The organism is uncultured Maritalea sp., from assembly GCF_937139385.1.
Lineage (GTDB): Bacteria > Pseudomonadota > Alphaproteobacteria > Rhizobiales > Devosiaceae > Maritalea > Maritalea porphyrae_A.
Genome location: NZ_CAKZPW010000010.1, coordinates 1 through 14,587, shown reverse-complemented (window position 1 = coordinate 14,587; position 14,587 = coordinate 1). Strand labels below are relative to the sequence as shown.

At 50.2% G+C, this 14,587-nt stretch carries 15 protein-coding genes; 3 read left to right on the top strand and 12 right to left on the bottom strand.

What is annotated here, in order from left to right:
* Positions 1 to 292 (bottom strand): helix-turn-helix transcriptional regulator (locus tag Q0231_RS00440; protein WP_299343614.1); only part of this gene is annotated, 292 nt, incomplete at its 3' end.
* Positions 293 to 508: 216 nt separating this feature from the next.
* Here Q0231_RS00440 and Q0231_RS00435 point away from each other — a divergent pair.
* On the top strand, positions 509 to 2,221 hold the full coding sequence (locus Q0231_RS00435; RefSeq protein WP_269394790.1) for an ABC transporter ATP-binding protein: 1,713 nt from the start codon (positions 509 to 511) through the stop codon (positions 2,219 to 2,221).
* Positions 2,222 to 2,294: 73 nt separating this feature from the next.
* On the opposite strand, the gene arfB is transcribed toward Q0231_RS00435, so the two are convergent.
* The 4 genes from arfB to fliI form a co-directional block, all read right to left on the bottom strand.
* Positions 2,295 to 2,708, bottom strand: a complete 414-nt coding sequence (arfB, locus tag Q0231_RS00430) for an alternative ribosome rescue aminoacyl-tRNA hydrolase ArfB (protein WP_269394791.1) — start codon at positions 2,706 to 2,708, stop codon at positions 2,295 to 2,297.
* Between the two features lie 162 nt (positions 2,709 to 2,870).
* Positions 2,871 to 3,641, bottom strand: a complete 771-nt coding sequence (locus tag Q0231_RS00425; protein ID WP_269394792.1) for a sulfite exporter TauE/SafE family protein — start codon at positions 3,639 to 3,641, stop codon at positions 2,871 to 2,873.
* 266 nt (positions 3,642 to 3,907) lie between these two features.
* Positions 3,908 to 4,321: a flagellar export protein FliJ gene (gene fliJ / locus Q0231_RS00420; RefSeq protein ID WP_269394793.1), complete on the bottom strand. Its 414-nt coding sequence runs from the start codon at positions 4,319 to 4,321 to the stop codon at positions 3,908 to 3,910.
* Positions 4,322 to 4,349: 28 nt separating this feature from the next.
* Complete coding sequence (fliI, locus tag Q0231_RS00415; RefSeq protein ID WP_269394794.1) at positions 4,350 to 5,681, bottom strand: flagellar protein export ATPase FliI; 1,332 nt, start codon at positions 5,679 to 5,681, stop codon at positions 4,350 to 4,352.
* 385 nt (positions 5,682 to 6,066) lie between these two features.
* On the opposite strand from fliI, the gene ctrA reads away from it, so the two are divergent.
* Entirely contained in the window at positions 6,067 to 6,768 is a 702-nt protein-coding gene (gene ctrA, locus Q0231_RS00410) for a response regulator transcription factor CtrA (protein WP_269394795.1), read from the top strand.
* 64 nt (positions 6,769 to 6,832) lie between these two features.
* On the opposite strand, the gene Q0231_RS00405 is transcribed toward ctrA, so the two are convergent.
* The 7 genes from Q0231_RS00405 to Q0231_RS00375 form a co-directional block, all read right to left on the bottom strand.
* Complete coding sequence (locus Q0231_RS00405) at positions 6,833 to 7,645, bottom strand: protein-glutamate O-methyltransferase CheR (RefSeq protein ID WP_269394796.1); 813 nt, start codon at positions 7,643 to 7,645, stop codon at positions 6,833 to 6,835.
* A gap of 11 nt (positions 7,646 to 7,656) precedes the next feature.
* Complete coding sequence (gene cheB / locus Q0231_RS00400) at positions 7,657 to 8,724, bottom strand: chemotaxis-specific protein-glutamate methyltransferase CheB (RefSeq protein WP_269394797.1); 1,068 nt, start codon at positions 8,722 to 8,724, stop codon at positions 7,657 to 7,659.
* A 23-nt stretch (positions 8,725 to 8,747) separates the two neighbouring features.
* Positions 8,748 to 9,113, bottom strand: coding sequence for a response regulator (locus Q0231_RS00395; RefSeq protein ID WP_269394798.1), 366 nt, complete (start codon positions 9,111 to 9,113; stop codon positions 8,748 to 8,750).
* 34 nt (positions 9,114 to 9,147) lie between these two features.
* The gene (locus Q0231_RS00390) at positions 9,148 to 9,618 is read right to left on the bottom strand and encodes a chemotaxis protein CheW (RefSeq protein ID WP_269394799.1); all 471 of its coding nucleotides are present in this window, start codon (positions 9,616 to 9,618) and stop codon (positions 9,148 to 9,150) included.
* On the bottom strand, positions 9,615 to 12,206 hold the full coding sequence (locus Q0231_RS00385; protein WP_299343606.1) for a hybrid sensor histidine kinase/response regulator: 2,592 nt from the start codon (positions 12,204 to 12,206) through the stop codon (positions 9,615 to 9,617). The genes Q0231_RS00390 and Q0231_RS00385 overlap by 4 nt, the downstream gene beginning before the upstream one ends.
* A gap of 137 nt (positions 12,207 to 12,343) precedes the next feature.
* A complete protein-coding gene (chpT, locus tag Q0231_RS00380) occupies positions 12,344 to 12,994 on the bottom strand; it encodes a histidine phosphotransferase ChpT (protein ID WP_269394801.1) in 651 nt (216 codons plus the stop codon).
* A gap of 139 nt (positions 12,995 to 13,133) precedes the next feature.
* Positions 13,134 to 13,637 carry a YHS domain-containing (seleno)protein gene (locus tag Q0231_RS00375; protein ID WP_269394802.1) on the bottom strand — a complete coding sequence of 168 codons (504 nt, stop codon included), beginning with the start codon at positions 13,635 to 13,637 and terminating at the stop codon, positions 13,134 to 13,136.
* A gap of 131 nt (positions 13,638 to 13,768) precedes the next feature.
* On the opposite strand from Q0231_RS00375, the gene Q0231_RS00370 reads away from it, so the two are divergent.
* Positions 13,769 to 14,338: a DUF1134 domain-containing protein gene (locus Q0231_RS00370; protein WP_269394803.1), complete on the top strand. Its 570-nt coding sequence runs from the start codon at positions 13,769 to 13,771 to the stop codon at positions 14,336 to 14,338.
* Positions 14,339 to 14,587 lie beyond the last annotated feature (249 nt).

Sequence of the window (14,587 nt, the reverse complement as noted above, 5' to 3'; positions counted from 1 at the left end):
GGTCATCGGCACAACATTGATTGATGATGAAACCCGCAAGCTCTTCGAGCTGATCCAGCTGGGCAAAATTATGGATGCTGCGGCCCTCTTTTTCCTGCCGCACAATGCCCGCACCGGTCATGAACTTGAGGTGGTGATTAAGCGTTGAAGCGGGAATGCCTGTGCGTTCTTGAATATCGCCCACCAACAAGCCCTTGTTGCCTGCCCGCACCAAACACATCAAAACCTCTAAGCGAGGCTCTGATCCCATCGCTGCAAACGCTTGCGCTGCTTGTGTTATCTCTATTGTCATCACGCGCTCCATATATATTTCTATAATTCTAGATATATCGAATCAATGGAGCTGTCAAGTTGATGTATTTTGGACACGCCAATACGCAAAAGTCGCTGTTTCACCAAAAACCAAAGCGCAACCATGTTGCGCAACAGACTGCCTCGTGCTTATTTTTACCTCAGCTTCTGAACCGAGCTTTCATCCATACTTCCCCCGCATTTGCTCGGACCTATTATGCTGAAACGTTTTTTTTCATACTACCTCCCTCATAAACGATTGTTTTTCTTAGATTTTGGCTGCGCGATCGCGTCTGGAGTTTTGGAACTTTTGTTCCCCTTGGCCATCATGTTGTTTGTGGATCAACTCCTACCAAGTGGCGATTGGCCACTCATCGCCACCGTCGCGGCAGTTCTGCTGGGGGTCTATGTTCTTAATACATGCCTAATTGCCATCGTCTCTTATTGGGGCCACAAGCTTGGCATCAATATTGAAACAGACATGCGCAATGAGGCGTTTGACCATCTACAAAAGCTCAGCTTTCGCTTTTTTGACCACGCCAAACTGGGCAAGCTCATCACCCATGTCACCAAGGATTTGGATGATATCGGGGAAGTCGCTCACCACGGCCCGGAAGACGTCTTCATTGCTTTAATGACTTTCGCTGGCGCTTTGGCCATCATGTTTTTTATCAGTTGGGAAATGGCTCTGATCACGGGGGCGGTTACCCCGCTGATCACCTGGCTTTTGGCAAAATATGGCCGATCAATGACCGCCAACTATCGCTCACTGTTCGCCCAAATAGGTGAAATAAATACCCGCATTGCAGAAAGCGTAGGCGGCACACGATTGGTCAAAGCATTTGCCAATGAGGAACATGAGCAAAGCCAATTTCGCAATACCTCGGCCGAATATCGAACCATCAAACTGCAAGCATACAACTATATGACCCGGTCATGGGCGATCTCATATTTTGCCATCCGCTTTATGCAATTGGTGGTAATGGTGGCCGGCAGCTACTTCGTCACCACCGGACAATTAACCAGCGGCGAATTCGTGGGGTTTCTCATTATCGTTGGTATCTTTGTGCGCCCAATTGAAAAACTCAACGCCATGCTCGATCTTTACCCTCGCGGCATCGCAGGCTTTCGCCGCTTTCTTGAGTTAATGGATACCCAGCCCGACATTGTGGACGCACCAGACGCGATTGATGTCGATCATCTTAAAGGCGATATCAACTACAACAATGTCAGCTTTTCTTACGGCAAAGACGCACGCGTTTTCACAGGCCTAGATCTTTCCATCAAACATGGCGAAACCGTCGCACTTGTGGGGCCCTCAGGGGCGGGCAAGTCAACCATTTGCGCTCTTTTGCCCCGCTTCTACGAAGTGGATAGCGGAGAAATCACCATTGATGGCACCGACATTCAGCAATTCACCCAAAGCTCTTTGCGCCAACAAATCGGCGTAGTGGCGCAAGAAGTGTTTCTGTTCGCCGGCACCATCAAGGAAAACATCGCCTATGGCCGACTTGGTGCTGGCGACGAAGAAATCCGTATCGCCATTCAAAAGGCTTCCCTTGCCAACTTTGTGGATAGTTTGAGCAAAGGGTGGGACACACTTGTGGGTGAGCGCGGCATCCGCCTTTCAGGTGGGCAAAAACAGCGTCTTTCAATCGCGCGTATATTTCTTAAAAACCCACCCATCCTGATTTTGGATGAGGCCACGTCAGCGCTCGACACCGCAACTGAAAAACAAATCCAGAGCGCGCTGGCCGAACTCTCCAAGGGCCGCACCACACTGGTGGTGGCCCACCGTCTTGCCACTATCCGCAAGGCCGACAGAATTATTGTGGTCACCGAAAAAGGGGTAGTTGAGCAAGGCAGCCACGATGAATTGTTGGCGCACGACGGGGTCTATGCCGGGCTCCACAACGCGCAAGTGGGATAAACGAAAAAACCGTGGGCGAAATGGGCTGGCGCGTTGCTCCGGCCCCTCACCTAAACTCAAATAGGCAAAGCCATCATTCTTCAACTTTTCCGCGCAGTTTCTTCACGTCACCACGCACCTTTTTGGCCACCAAACGGCGTTTCACAGAACCCCGCGTCGGTTTGGTCTTCACCCGAAATTTTGGCTTTTCCACCGCCTTCAGGATCAACTCCGCCAATCGTTCTCGTGCAATCTCGCGGTTGCGCGCTTGGGATCGTGTGTCCTGCACAAAAATCACAATTGCCCCTTCAAGCGTCCAACGCCGTCCGGCCAACCGCTTCAACCGCCGTTTTATTGGGTCTGTCAAATTCGGAGATCTTTCCGCCTCAAACCGCAATTCAACTGCGGTGCTCACCTTATTCACATTCTGCCCGCCCGGCCCACTAGCCCGCGTGAACTGTTCAGACAGTTCCCAATCGGCAAGCGTGATTTGGTCGTTGATGCGCATTGAGGCCTTTAGATCTGGAAAAACCAATTAGCTGCCAAACCGTTTTCTTCTGCATGACGACGTTGAATATAGATAAATCATCATCATTGGGAAACATCTGACCTCAACGTTTTTCCAAACAATTAGATGCTGGATTGCAGGTTTTTTCCAATGAGCGAACGTTTAGACAAAATAACGCACGGTTTGGTATGTTGCGATGCTGCAAATGAGAGACCCGATAATGCGCAAAAGCCAATCTTCGCGGATGTGACGTACAAAGATCGCCGCCAAGGGGGCGGCAAATACGCCGCCAGCGATCAATCCCGCAACTGGCAATAACATTGTTCCAAGTCCATCTGCAGCGTCCCAATGTCCAAATACCAGAGCAAAAAGGAAGGTCAAAGAAACCGAAAACGTGATCAAGAATTCAGCTGCATTTACTGTGCCGACAACGTATCGCGGTGTTCCGCCAGCGCCAAGCAGACCCGTGGTAACCACAGGCCCCCAGCCACCGCCGCCCGCAGCGTCAAGAAAACCACCTACGAATCCAAGTGGCGCAACAACCGACGCAGGTACTGGCTTGGATGGAATTTTCATGAATGAACGGATCAGCAGATATACACCGATAATGGCCAAATATGTGGTCACAAATGGTTTAGCTGCGGTAGCATCTATAGATGTGAGGACATAGGCACCTAGAACACCGCCCAAAATGCCAAACGGCGTGAGGCGCCAAAAGAGTTTCCAGTCGACATTTTTATTGTACAGATGCGAACCACCGGATGCAGCAGTCGTAAACATCTCCGCCGTATGGATTGCAGCCGATGCCTGAGCGGGCGAAACACCTGTTGCAATCAGGACCGTTGACGAAATCACGCCATAAGCCATGCCTAAGGCGCCATCTACAGCCTGCGCAAAAAAACCTATGACAAAGAACAACAAAAATTCGGACATGCTCTTCAACCTGACGAAATAGCCGCCAACATTTATCACATTCAAACTGTGTATCGCTAGCGCGAAATGCCATCATTCAATTGAATTTGCAGACGATGTTTTCGCTTTGTCACCGGTGAGTAGGATTACGTTTTGGGCTAAGGATTTGCTGTCAAAGTTGCCACAACAACCAACATCCCCACACCCCCAAAAAGGCCGCATACCATGTGGTATGCAACCTCTTAAAATTCCAGGGTAAGTGAGCTAAGCAAACAGCTTAGACGAACCTATTTGCGATGTCGGCGCATGAGGGCGATTTCGTCCATCTCCGCCTGATCTCGCTTGGTTTCTTCTGCCGCTTCACGCGCGTGTTCGCGTGCATCGAGCAGTTCAATCTTTTTCAGCTCTTCAACTGACTCGGCCAACTCGTCTTGAGCTGCTTCCAACTTCATGCGCATTTCATCCGCAGAAGCTGTTAGATTATCGCGCCGATCAGCCGCAGCTTTGGCAAATGTCGAATAGGCAAAATGGCCAACATCAGTGATGCCGGTTTTTTGGTGTTCGATTTCAATTTGCTGATCCAATTCGGCTGCCATGCGTTCAAAATCGGCAACCATCATTTCAATCTGTGTTACGGCGCGACGTTTTTCATCGACCGTAAATTTTCTCAAGCGAATGAGAGACTCATTGCGTGATTTCATGACTTGTACTCCTTACCCAACCAAGTCGTCATTCCCCGCCGCCTTCTACACTGGCGACAATTTGTGCAAGCTGGTTATACCCTTCTTCAAGGCTCACCTGCTCATCTTGCAGTTGAGACAAAAACGCGTCCAACTGCGGCGCAATGGAAATGGCCGTGTCCACTTTAGGATCTGATCCAGACCGATAGGCCCCCAAGCGAATCAATTCCTCCATGTCAGCAAATACTGACATATATTCGCGCGCCTTGGCCAAAACGGGCCGATATTCTTCCGGAACACAGCCCGGCATGGTGCGCGAAATGGACCTCAAAACATTCACCGCCGGGTACCTTCCCCGCTCGGCAATCGCCCTTTCCATTACAATGTGCCCATCTAAAATACCGCGAACGGCATCTGCAATTGGCTCATTATGATCATCACCTTCCACTAAAACGGTAAAAAGTCCGGTAACAGAACCAGAATTTTTTAGTCCCGGCCCAGCTCTTTCCAATAATCTTGGCAATTCTGCAAAAACCGTTGGTGGATAACCTTTGGCGGTGGGCGGTTCCCCCGTGGCCAAGCCAATTTCGCGTTGCGCCATGGCAAATCGGGTCAAGCTGTCCATCATACATAAGACACGCTTACCCCTATCGCGGTAATATTCAGCGAGTGTGAGGGTCATATAGGCGGCTTGCCGACGCATCAATGCCGGTTCATCCGATGTGGCCACAACAATCACCGCGCGCTTAAGCCCTTCGGGGCCCAAATTATCTTCAATAAATTCTTGAACTTCCCGGCCCCGTTCACCGATCAGCCCAATAATCGCCACATCAACATCTGTGTTACGCGCCAGCATGGACATTAAAACCGATTTACCAACACCAGAACCCGCAAAAATGCCCATCCGCTGTCCGTCGCAGCAGGTGGTGAACGTATTGAGAATTTTCACGCCCAAATCAATTGGCGGCCCAACACGCGCACGTTCATGCGCAGGCGGTGGTGAAGCTCGCAAGGGATAATGGTCCGCACCTTTTAGAATTGGTGCCCCCCCATCAATCGGGTCGCCGTTCGCATCAATAACGCGACCAAGCCAATCATCTGACGGTTGAGCGGTACCACCATGCGAATAAAAAATCGCCTTACAGCCCAGCCGAACCCCTTCAAGCGCTCCAAATGGCAGGCAAAGCGCATGATCGTTTTCAAAGCCCACGATTTCGCACATTAGGTTACTGCCAAGCCGTGTTTCAATTGCCACACGACCACCCACGCGCAGTTCGCGCACTGGGCCGATAACCTCAACCAACAGCCCTTGGACGGTTTTCACCCGGCCAAACACCTCAACGGCATCCATCGCGTCAATATCGGCAATTAGTGATTCCAAAGCGCTTTCAATCCTTTTGATTCGGTTAATGCTAACGATTCCTTTACGGAAACGCACTATTTTCACAGTTCAAGCGAAAAAAAATCTTCTCCCGCTTCCATTTCAAAACACATTCAGTGACATGTAATTCAACGAGTCGAAAGAGTCGGTTGAAACCTTTTCTTAAACTAAATTATTAAGTTGGTAACCACCATTTTTTACATATATATCAATAACTTAAACTAAATGAAGAAAGTTGTTCAGTGCATATTGCGGAACTGAATTAAACTTTGTTAACTATTTCTCACTAGGGTTGATTCATATCCAGTAGGATTCATTAACTGGTGCGCTGATGTTGGGCTGCACCACGTAGGTTCCATGACGGAACAAGGACAAGGGGAACGACATGCGGGTACTCCTGATTGAGGACGACAGCGCAACAGCGCAGAGTATTGAGCTGATGCTCAAATCTGAGAGTTTCAATGTGTACACAACAGATCTAGGCGAAGAAGGCGTAGATCTTGGTAAGCTTTATGATTATGACATCATCCTGCTTGACCTAAACCTTCCTGACATGAGCGGATATGAAGTGTTGCGCACCTTGCGTGTGGCAAAAGTTCAAACCCCGATCCTTATTCTTTCTGGCCTTGCTGGCATCGAAGATAAAGTTCGCGGCCTGGGCTTCGGCGCTGACGACTATATGACCAAGCCTTTCCATAAGGACGAGTTGGTTGCCCGCATTCATGCAGTGGTTCGTCGCTCAAAAGGTCACGCACAATCGGTCATCAATACTGGCGACCTTTCTGTAAACCTGGACACCAAAACAGTAGAAGTTGGCGGTCAACGCGTTCACCTGACGGGCAAAGAATATCAAATGCTCGAACTTCTTTCTTTGCGCAAGGGCACAACCCTCACCAAAGAAATGTTCCTCAACCATCTTTATGGTGGCATGGACGAGCCAGAACTAAAAATCATCGACGTATTTATTTGTAAGCTTCGCAAAAAGCTTTCAACGGCAACGGGCGGCAAAAACTACATCGAAACCGTTTGGGGCCGTGGCTATGTGCTGCGCGAGCCAGACGAGAACGAATTGTCTGAAAGCGCATAAGGCTTTTAGCGGCAAACACGAATTTCAAAGCCCTGCCATTTTGGCGGGGCTTTTTTGTTGCCCGTCAAACGGTTGGCTGAAACAGATTTTGATGTTCCCTAGTTGGCAAAAATTCGCCACACACCCCAACTAGCGTTTCGGCGGCGCCCAGCATCAAAAAACCGTCGGGGCTGATTTGTTTTTTGATTTTACCTAGCACGTGGCATTTGGTTTCGACATCAAAATAGATCAACACATTGCGGCAAAACACGATGTCCACCGGCCCCACCTGATGCAGGTTCTTCAACAAATTTAGTTCTTTGAACTCAATCAATTCGCGCAGTTGTGGTTTCACACGCCAAGCGATGCCTTCTTGTTCAAAATGCGTAATCAAGCGTTGCGCACTCAATCCACGCTGTGCTTCAAACTGTGTGTAAAGCCCGTCTTCGGCGGTAGCCAATGCGGCCTGAGAAATGTCGGTCGCCAAAATGGAAACATCAATATCTTCCAAAAGTCGCTGGTTTTCCAACACTGAAATCGCAAGCGAATAAGGTTCTTGGCCCGTTGCCGCCGCCGCGCACCAAATGCGCAAGGGCTGGCCGTTTGCCCGTTTTTCTTCCGCCATGCGGGGCAACATTACCTTTTCAAACAATTCAAACGGCGTCCGGTCACGAAAAAAGAAGCTTTCATTGGTGGTCATTGCGTCCACCACGGCTTGTCGCAACTCACCCGTTGCGGCCATCAATTGAGTGGCCAAATGCTCAAAGCTCGAAATGCCAAATTTCGACATCACCGGCGTTAAGCGGGTTTCCACCATATAGGCTTTGCCTTCAGAGAGTTTAATGCCGCTTTCCTGCGCCACAAACCGTGCAATGGCTTGATATGTATGTTCTTGCATCCCAATCTCTCTCATCCCTTAAGTTGCAACAAGCGCGGCCCGATTTTGGCCAATGGCAACATCTGATCAACTGCCCCGGCGGCCACAGCCGCGCCCGGCATGCCCCATACCGTGCTGGTGGCCTGATCCTGCGCCAGAACCAACCCGCCTTTTTCGTGAACTAGTTTCGCCCCATTTGCCCCGTCGCTCCCCATGCCGGTTAATACAACCGCTGCACAATCCGCGCCAAAATGCGTGCCAATGCTTGCAAACATCGGGTCTACCGCTGGTTTGCAAAAATTGATCGCATCATCATCCCCGAGCGCTATGCGCAGTGCCCCGGCCTCCTCAACGATCCGCATGTGAAAACCACCCGGCGCCATATAAAGTCGCCCCGGTACAACCAGCTCCCCGTCTTTGGCCTCACCACCAGGCAATCCAATGCGTTCAGCCAAATCGTCACCTAGTAGCTTGGTGAAGTGTGCGGGCATATGTTGGGTGACAAATACCGCACAGTCTGAGAATTGTTCTGACAATGCACCAAACAATTCGTTCAGCGCCTGTGGCCCGCCCGTTGATGCACCGATGGCTAGCGCACGCATTTGCCCTTGCCATCGCTTCGATTTTTTAAGTCCATCGACGTTTGCAATTGCTGCACCATCGGTGCTGTTCTTGCTCCCACCCAAAGCGCGCAATTTGCCCAACAGCTGTTCACGAAAATGCTCCCGTGAAACCGCTGCGTCAGGTTTTGCCAAATAATCCGTCGCTCCCGCTCGCATGGCCGCAAGCGACGCCCGCGCGTTACGGGTTGTCAAAGTGGACGCAATGAGAATTTTGACATGGGGCAGTAAGGTTTTGAGTTCGGGCAAAGCGTCCATGCCCGACATAACGGGCATTTCCAAATCTAGTATGATCACATCGGGCTGCACACGCTGAGCCTCAGAGATCGCCTCGTGCCCGTTAATGGCACTACCAACAACATCTAAACCACGTTCCGCATCAATCCAGCGCCGCATAATCCCGCGGATTACCGCAGAATCGTCCACAAGCATAACCCGCACCGACGGAGCAGTTGCCCCGGGCACCATTCGCGCCTTCATAAGGACGCTCCTTTCGACCCAAATTACTTTTGGTCGAGATCCTGGAATTTGCGCTCCATAATTTCCCGATCAAAAGGCTTCATCATATATTCGTTGGCACCTGCCTTAAGGGCCATGGCAATGTGTCCCACATCATTTTCCGTCGTACAGAACAAGATTTTGGGAGCCTCACCACCAATATAGCTGCGCAATTCTTTGACAAATTCGAGCCCAGTCATAACCGGCATATTCCAATCCACTAGGATTGTGTCCGGCATGCTTTTTGTGCATTTTTCAAACGCTTCGCGTCCGTCCTCTGCCTCATCAACATCGTAGCCAATGTCTTCAATTATGCGGCGGGCAACTTTGCGAATGACACTGCTGTCGTCGACAATAAGACAGGTTTTCATTGCGCTTCTCCTTCAAAATGCACGTTCAGGCAGCTTATGCAGCCTCTTGATCAAGAACTTTCGCGATCAATCTGTCTGCCATTAGAACCGCCATCAGCTCACCGTCGAGCCTTAGGATTCCTTGACAATAGATCGCCAAATTCCCATCAAGATTGATCGGGTTTGGTTTAATGTCGGCCATACAATAGGCAACGACATCCCCAACACTATCTGCGAGAAGTCCATAAGATTCGTTTAAATATTTGATATTCACCATCTGCCGCCCAACAATTGGCGCCTCAATAGGGGGCAACCCTAAAAGTTGGTCTGTATTGATCGCCACAATGATGCGCCCGCGCAGGTTCAAAATGCCCGCGATTTCAGGACGCACCGACGGGATGGGGGTAAACCGTTCAGGTTTGAAGACATCGTCCACCATCTCAAGATTTATCGCAAACAATTGGCCGCCAATCCTTAGCGTTACCAACTGAATCATTGCGTTTGACGCTTTGGTTTCCTCGCTCATGCTGCCTCCAACTGCCGCATGCTCATCGCGCGGCTCACTGCTCGCGTAAGGTGTTCTCTGTCCCCTTTTGCAACAAAGTCAAAAAGGCCAACTTCTTTTGCGCGACTTTGCACGTTGGGACCGTCATATGAAGAAAGCGCAATAATGGGCGTGCCCGCCATGTGCGCCAATTCTCTGACAGATTGAGCGAGCGAGAACCCATCCATACCGGGCATCTCAATATCAGTAACGATTAGATCAAAGGTCGAACCTGCCTGCAGCGCCTCATATGCTTCTTCACCGTCCGTGCACACCGTCACGTCAAATCCAGCACTCTTAAATATCGGCACCAACATATTGCGGTAGAATGCACTGTCCTCAGCGTAAAGTAGGCGACGCCGTTTACGTTGGGCCAAGTCGGCCTGCCGATCAAATGACTTGGGATGCTCTTGTGCCATATAGTAGGCCATATCCAATATTTCCGTGGCGCGCCCCTTAATGATAGCGGTCCCCAAATAACCGCCACGCCGAGCTTCCACATCAATTTCCATACGGTCGGCCACAATATCGAGCACTTGCGCCACCACAATGCCAAGTCGGAACCCACGATCTTCAAACACAAGCATCGACATTTTGCGCTCAATGCTTTGGGGCGGTTCACACAAGAAATTGATCGGCATCAACGCCCCACGATATTGCAACAAATGCCGCCCATCCACTTTTTCAAGGTCGCAAAGTTTAACAGTCTCCAATCGATTAACCAGCGAAAGTGGCACCGCTTGTCGAGCCCCTTCGCGCGCTTCAAATACCAGCAATTCGGTCAGCACAGACTGATTGTCCAATTCCTCCACAACCGGCTGGGTCCGGGCCAAATCGCCCATGTCGGTTTGTGCAACTGAACTGGCCAGCCCTGAAGGATCCATAATCATAATAACGCTGCCGTCGCCCAAAATTGTGGTGCCAGAAAAATGTTTGAGCCCTTGCAGCGCGCCCATCATTGGCTTCACAACGATTTCCTCAGTGTGGAACACCTCGTCCACCAACAGGCCAAAACAATATTGGCCAACTTCGGTGACCACCACATAACCCTCGTCTGGCACCTCGCCCGGCCGCATACCCAGCAGATCGCTTAACCCAACCACAGGCAACAAGTGATCACGTAATTGCAACACCAAACTGCCATTTAAACGCTCAACTTTATTGGCTTTTTTGTTTACCCGCACCAATTCGCGCACCGCGCGCTGCGGCAAGGCAAAGCGCTCCTGCCCCACAGCAATAATCAGCGCAGGCACAATCGCCAAGGTCAGTGGGATTTTTAAGCTGACAGTGGTGCCGACCCCAACTTGCGACTTCAAATCAATCGTACCGCCAATCAACTCAACATTTGAGCGCACCACATCCATGCCAACGCCCCGGCCTGAAACGCTGGTTACTTCACTGGCGGTGGAAAAACCGGGGTGGAAAATCAACTGTTGAACCTGCCCGTCGTTCATCCCGGCCAGTTCAGCTTCGCTAACGATATCTTTGTCTAGCGCTTTGGATCTAAGCGCCTCAACATCAAGCCCCCGCCCATCGTCCACAATTTCGATGACAATTTGCCCTCCCTCATGGAAGGCGTTTAAGCGCACCGTGCCCACACCCGTTTTGCCCGCGGCTTGCCGTGTTGCTTGATCCTCCAACCCATGATCCGCAGCATTGCGAACCATATGGGTCAAAGGATCTTTGATCTGCTCCAAGATTTGTCGATCAAGCTCAGTGTCCTCTCCCGACATTTCAAGGGAAATTTCTTTGCCCAAATCCTTGGACAGGTCCCGTATCAACCGTGGCATTTTTTGCCACGCGGCAGAAATCGGCTGCATCCGGGTTTTCATCACCCCATCTTGCAATTCCGCCGTGACCGAACAAAGCCGTTGCAGCGGCGCGTTGAACTCGCTTTCTCCACGGCCCCGAGAGATTGCCATCAATTGATTGCGTGTGAGCACCAATTCGCTCACCATGGTCATCAAGCCTTCAAGTACCGGCAGTTGCACCCGAATGGCGAGTGGGGCCGCAATGTTGGCGCCGCTCGCTTTAGTCTTCTCCACGGGCTTTGCTGCAAGGGGTTCGGCCGCAGCAGCTTCGGGCACATCATCTATATCATCGGGGCCAGGGGCTGCCAAAAATGCAACTTCAAGCGGATCAAGCGGCGGCTTTTCGATATGCAATGGATCTTGGGCAAAACAGTCTTCATGATTTGGCCCAGCCGCCAACCGATTGAGCGCATCGATGAGGTCAAGATCATCCCCTTCCGGCTCGACGCCCGTTTCGGCTAAATTATCTAGATGAACTTTGACCCGATCAATGGAATTAAGGATGGTCTCTACCCCATCGCCAATCACTGGCGCACCATCGCGATATTGCCCCATCAAGTTCTCAGCTGCGTGGGTCAAAGCTTCAAGACGCGGCAAATCCAAAAAACCGCATGTACCTTTGATGGTGTGCACCAAACGGAATATTCGGCGCAATATCTCTTGATCGTCAGGGTGTTTTTCAAAGTCGACGAGCTCGGCGTCAACCTGTTCAATGCTTTCCGCCGTCTCGGTCAAAAAATCGCTTAAAAGCTCGTCCATGTGCTCGCCCAAAAAATATGCCCGCAAGAAACGCCAGACAAAAAGTATGACGCAACATTGCGGGCACATTCGTTAACGAGTTCTTGAAGAAACCACCTATGCGTATTCACACCTAAGCAGACATCCCAAGACCAATTCTAGGCAGATGCAACAGCTTTAAGGGTCACCACATCGTCAACCATTTCAATGGTCACATCCAAACCGGACTCGCGGGCCAAAAGACCTGCATAATAAGGCTGAATAACCTGCGCATCGATGCGTCCATCTTCAGGCCGACCAGCCAACAAAGGACCCACCAAATGCGGGATCAATGTTTTCTTGCCAGTTGATGTGAGAATAACGCCTTCTTGCCCCATTGGTGCACCGTCCAATTCAACGGTAACGGTACCGCCGCGCGGCACTGAACCTGCTGAGATCAAAAGCAAGTTCAAGATCATTTTCACTTTGTTTTTCGGCAGCAGAACAGGATCAATTTTCCAAATGAGATCTGCTTTTTCGCCAGCCATGTAGCTTTGGGCCACTTTTTCAGCTTCTCGCGTATCAATCTCAGTACCTTGGGTCGAAGATGCACCAAAAGCCAAACGTGCAAATTCAAGTTTCGCGCGCGCTTGCTTTGCTGCATTGTTGATCAGCTCTTGCGCGAACTCAGCCATTTCTGCCTGTTCAGGGTCAGCCAGCACTTCAAGCCCATTACCAATCGCACCCACTGGGCTGATCAAATCGTGACACACGCGCGAGCACAGCATCGCCGCCAAATCATTCCCGTTTATTTCAACCAGTTCTGCCATTGCGTTCCCTTATAAGTGCAAAAGGTTGGCGCACATGATGATTGCCCAACCGAATCAAGTTGGCCCAGTTTAGCTCGAAGCCCAACAGGAGCAAGACATGGAGCGCATTATCCAAGCAACAAAAGGGGTTTGCTATTCTCTACTGGCGTGCCAACTGATCGCGCAATTCTAGCCAATTATCAAAAGCGAAGTTTACCATCGCGGCTTTCTCAAGCAAAAAAGCTTCACGGTTTCCGGCTGAATAAAACAAATAGAGGCGGCGGTTATAAACATAATAAATGCGCGGATTGCCGTTCGATAAATATCCACGTGCCAGACCCGCCAAACCATAGCCACCAAACTGGGGCACATAGGCTTCTGGCGCAGCGCGAAACACCTCTTTGTTCGCTTCTGTGGCAAAAAACCAAGAGACACCCTTCCACGAAAACTCGTAGTCAGACTTGCCCATTAAAGGCTCTGGTTCAGTGAAATAACTTACAGGGTCCATGCCCTCAATGGCAGAACCAGACAAAGGATCTGTGACATACATGGCAAGGAAATTGCGGCTCGTTTGCGCAAAAGAAGGCGCAACCAGATAAAAAACCGCACAAAGCGACAAACAAAGTACCGCAAGCCGGCTGATGGTTAATCTTTGTTTACTCAATTGCCGCATCATCGCCTTGTTTACACACTACCTGTTAGCGAACGAATTTAGACTAACAAAAAGTGTTGTCTGCTTTGTTAACGTTCAAATTAACACGGCGCGATCATCAAAGACCTAAGGAAATAGGGCCAATGTTTTCCAAGATTTGCAAGCTGCTCATCGTTATTGTTTCTGTAGTCGCGATGCCAACTATCGCAACAGCGCAGGACACTGTTTCAGACCGCTACACAGCGAACGAGTTGGTGACAGCCGGTGGCCAATTTTTTGGCAAAGTCTCCCAAGGTCTAGCGTCAGTTGTGGAACGCGCTGTTGGTAATTACGGTCTTCCAAATGGCTACATATTGGGCCAAGAAGGCTCCGGCGCTTTCTTTGGTGGCGTGCGATATGGCGACGGCGAACTCTACACAAAGAATGCAGGCAATCACATTCTATATTGGCAAGGCCCAACGCTTGGGTTTGATTTTGGAGCCGATGGTTCACAGGTCATGATGCTGGTTTACAATCTACCCTCAACCGATTCGATCTACGGGCGATATCCAGGGGTAGATGGCTCCGCCTATGTTGTTGGTGGTGTGGGCATGACCGTGATGAAATATAAGGATATCTATATTGTGCCCATACGTTCGGGCATTGGTGCCCGCCTTGGGATCAATGTAGGGTATTTAAAGTTCACACAAAGCCCCACATGGAATCCGTTTTGATGGCGTGATTGTTTGACATCAATCCATTAACCGCAATTGCCTTTGTGGCGTGACCACTAGCCCCAACTTGTGTTATTAACCATTTGTAAACACAACTTCATCTGAAGCTATCTTTTCGCATCATTGTGAATTAGCAATAGGATGTTGGATTGGGGAGTTTTTATGGTCATTGAGCTGATGATGTTTTACGCACTTGGTTTTTTGTGCGCCATCATTCTAGCCTTACTGTTTTTGCCTAGCATTTGGCGC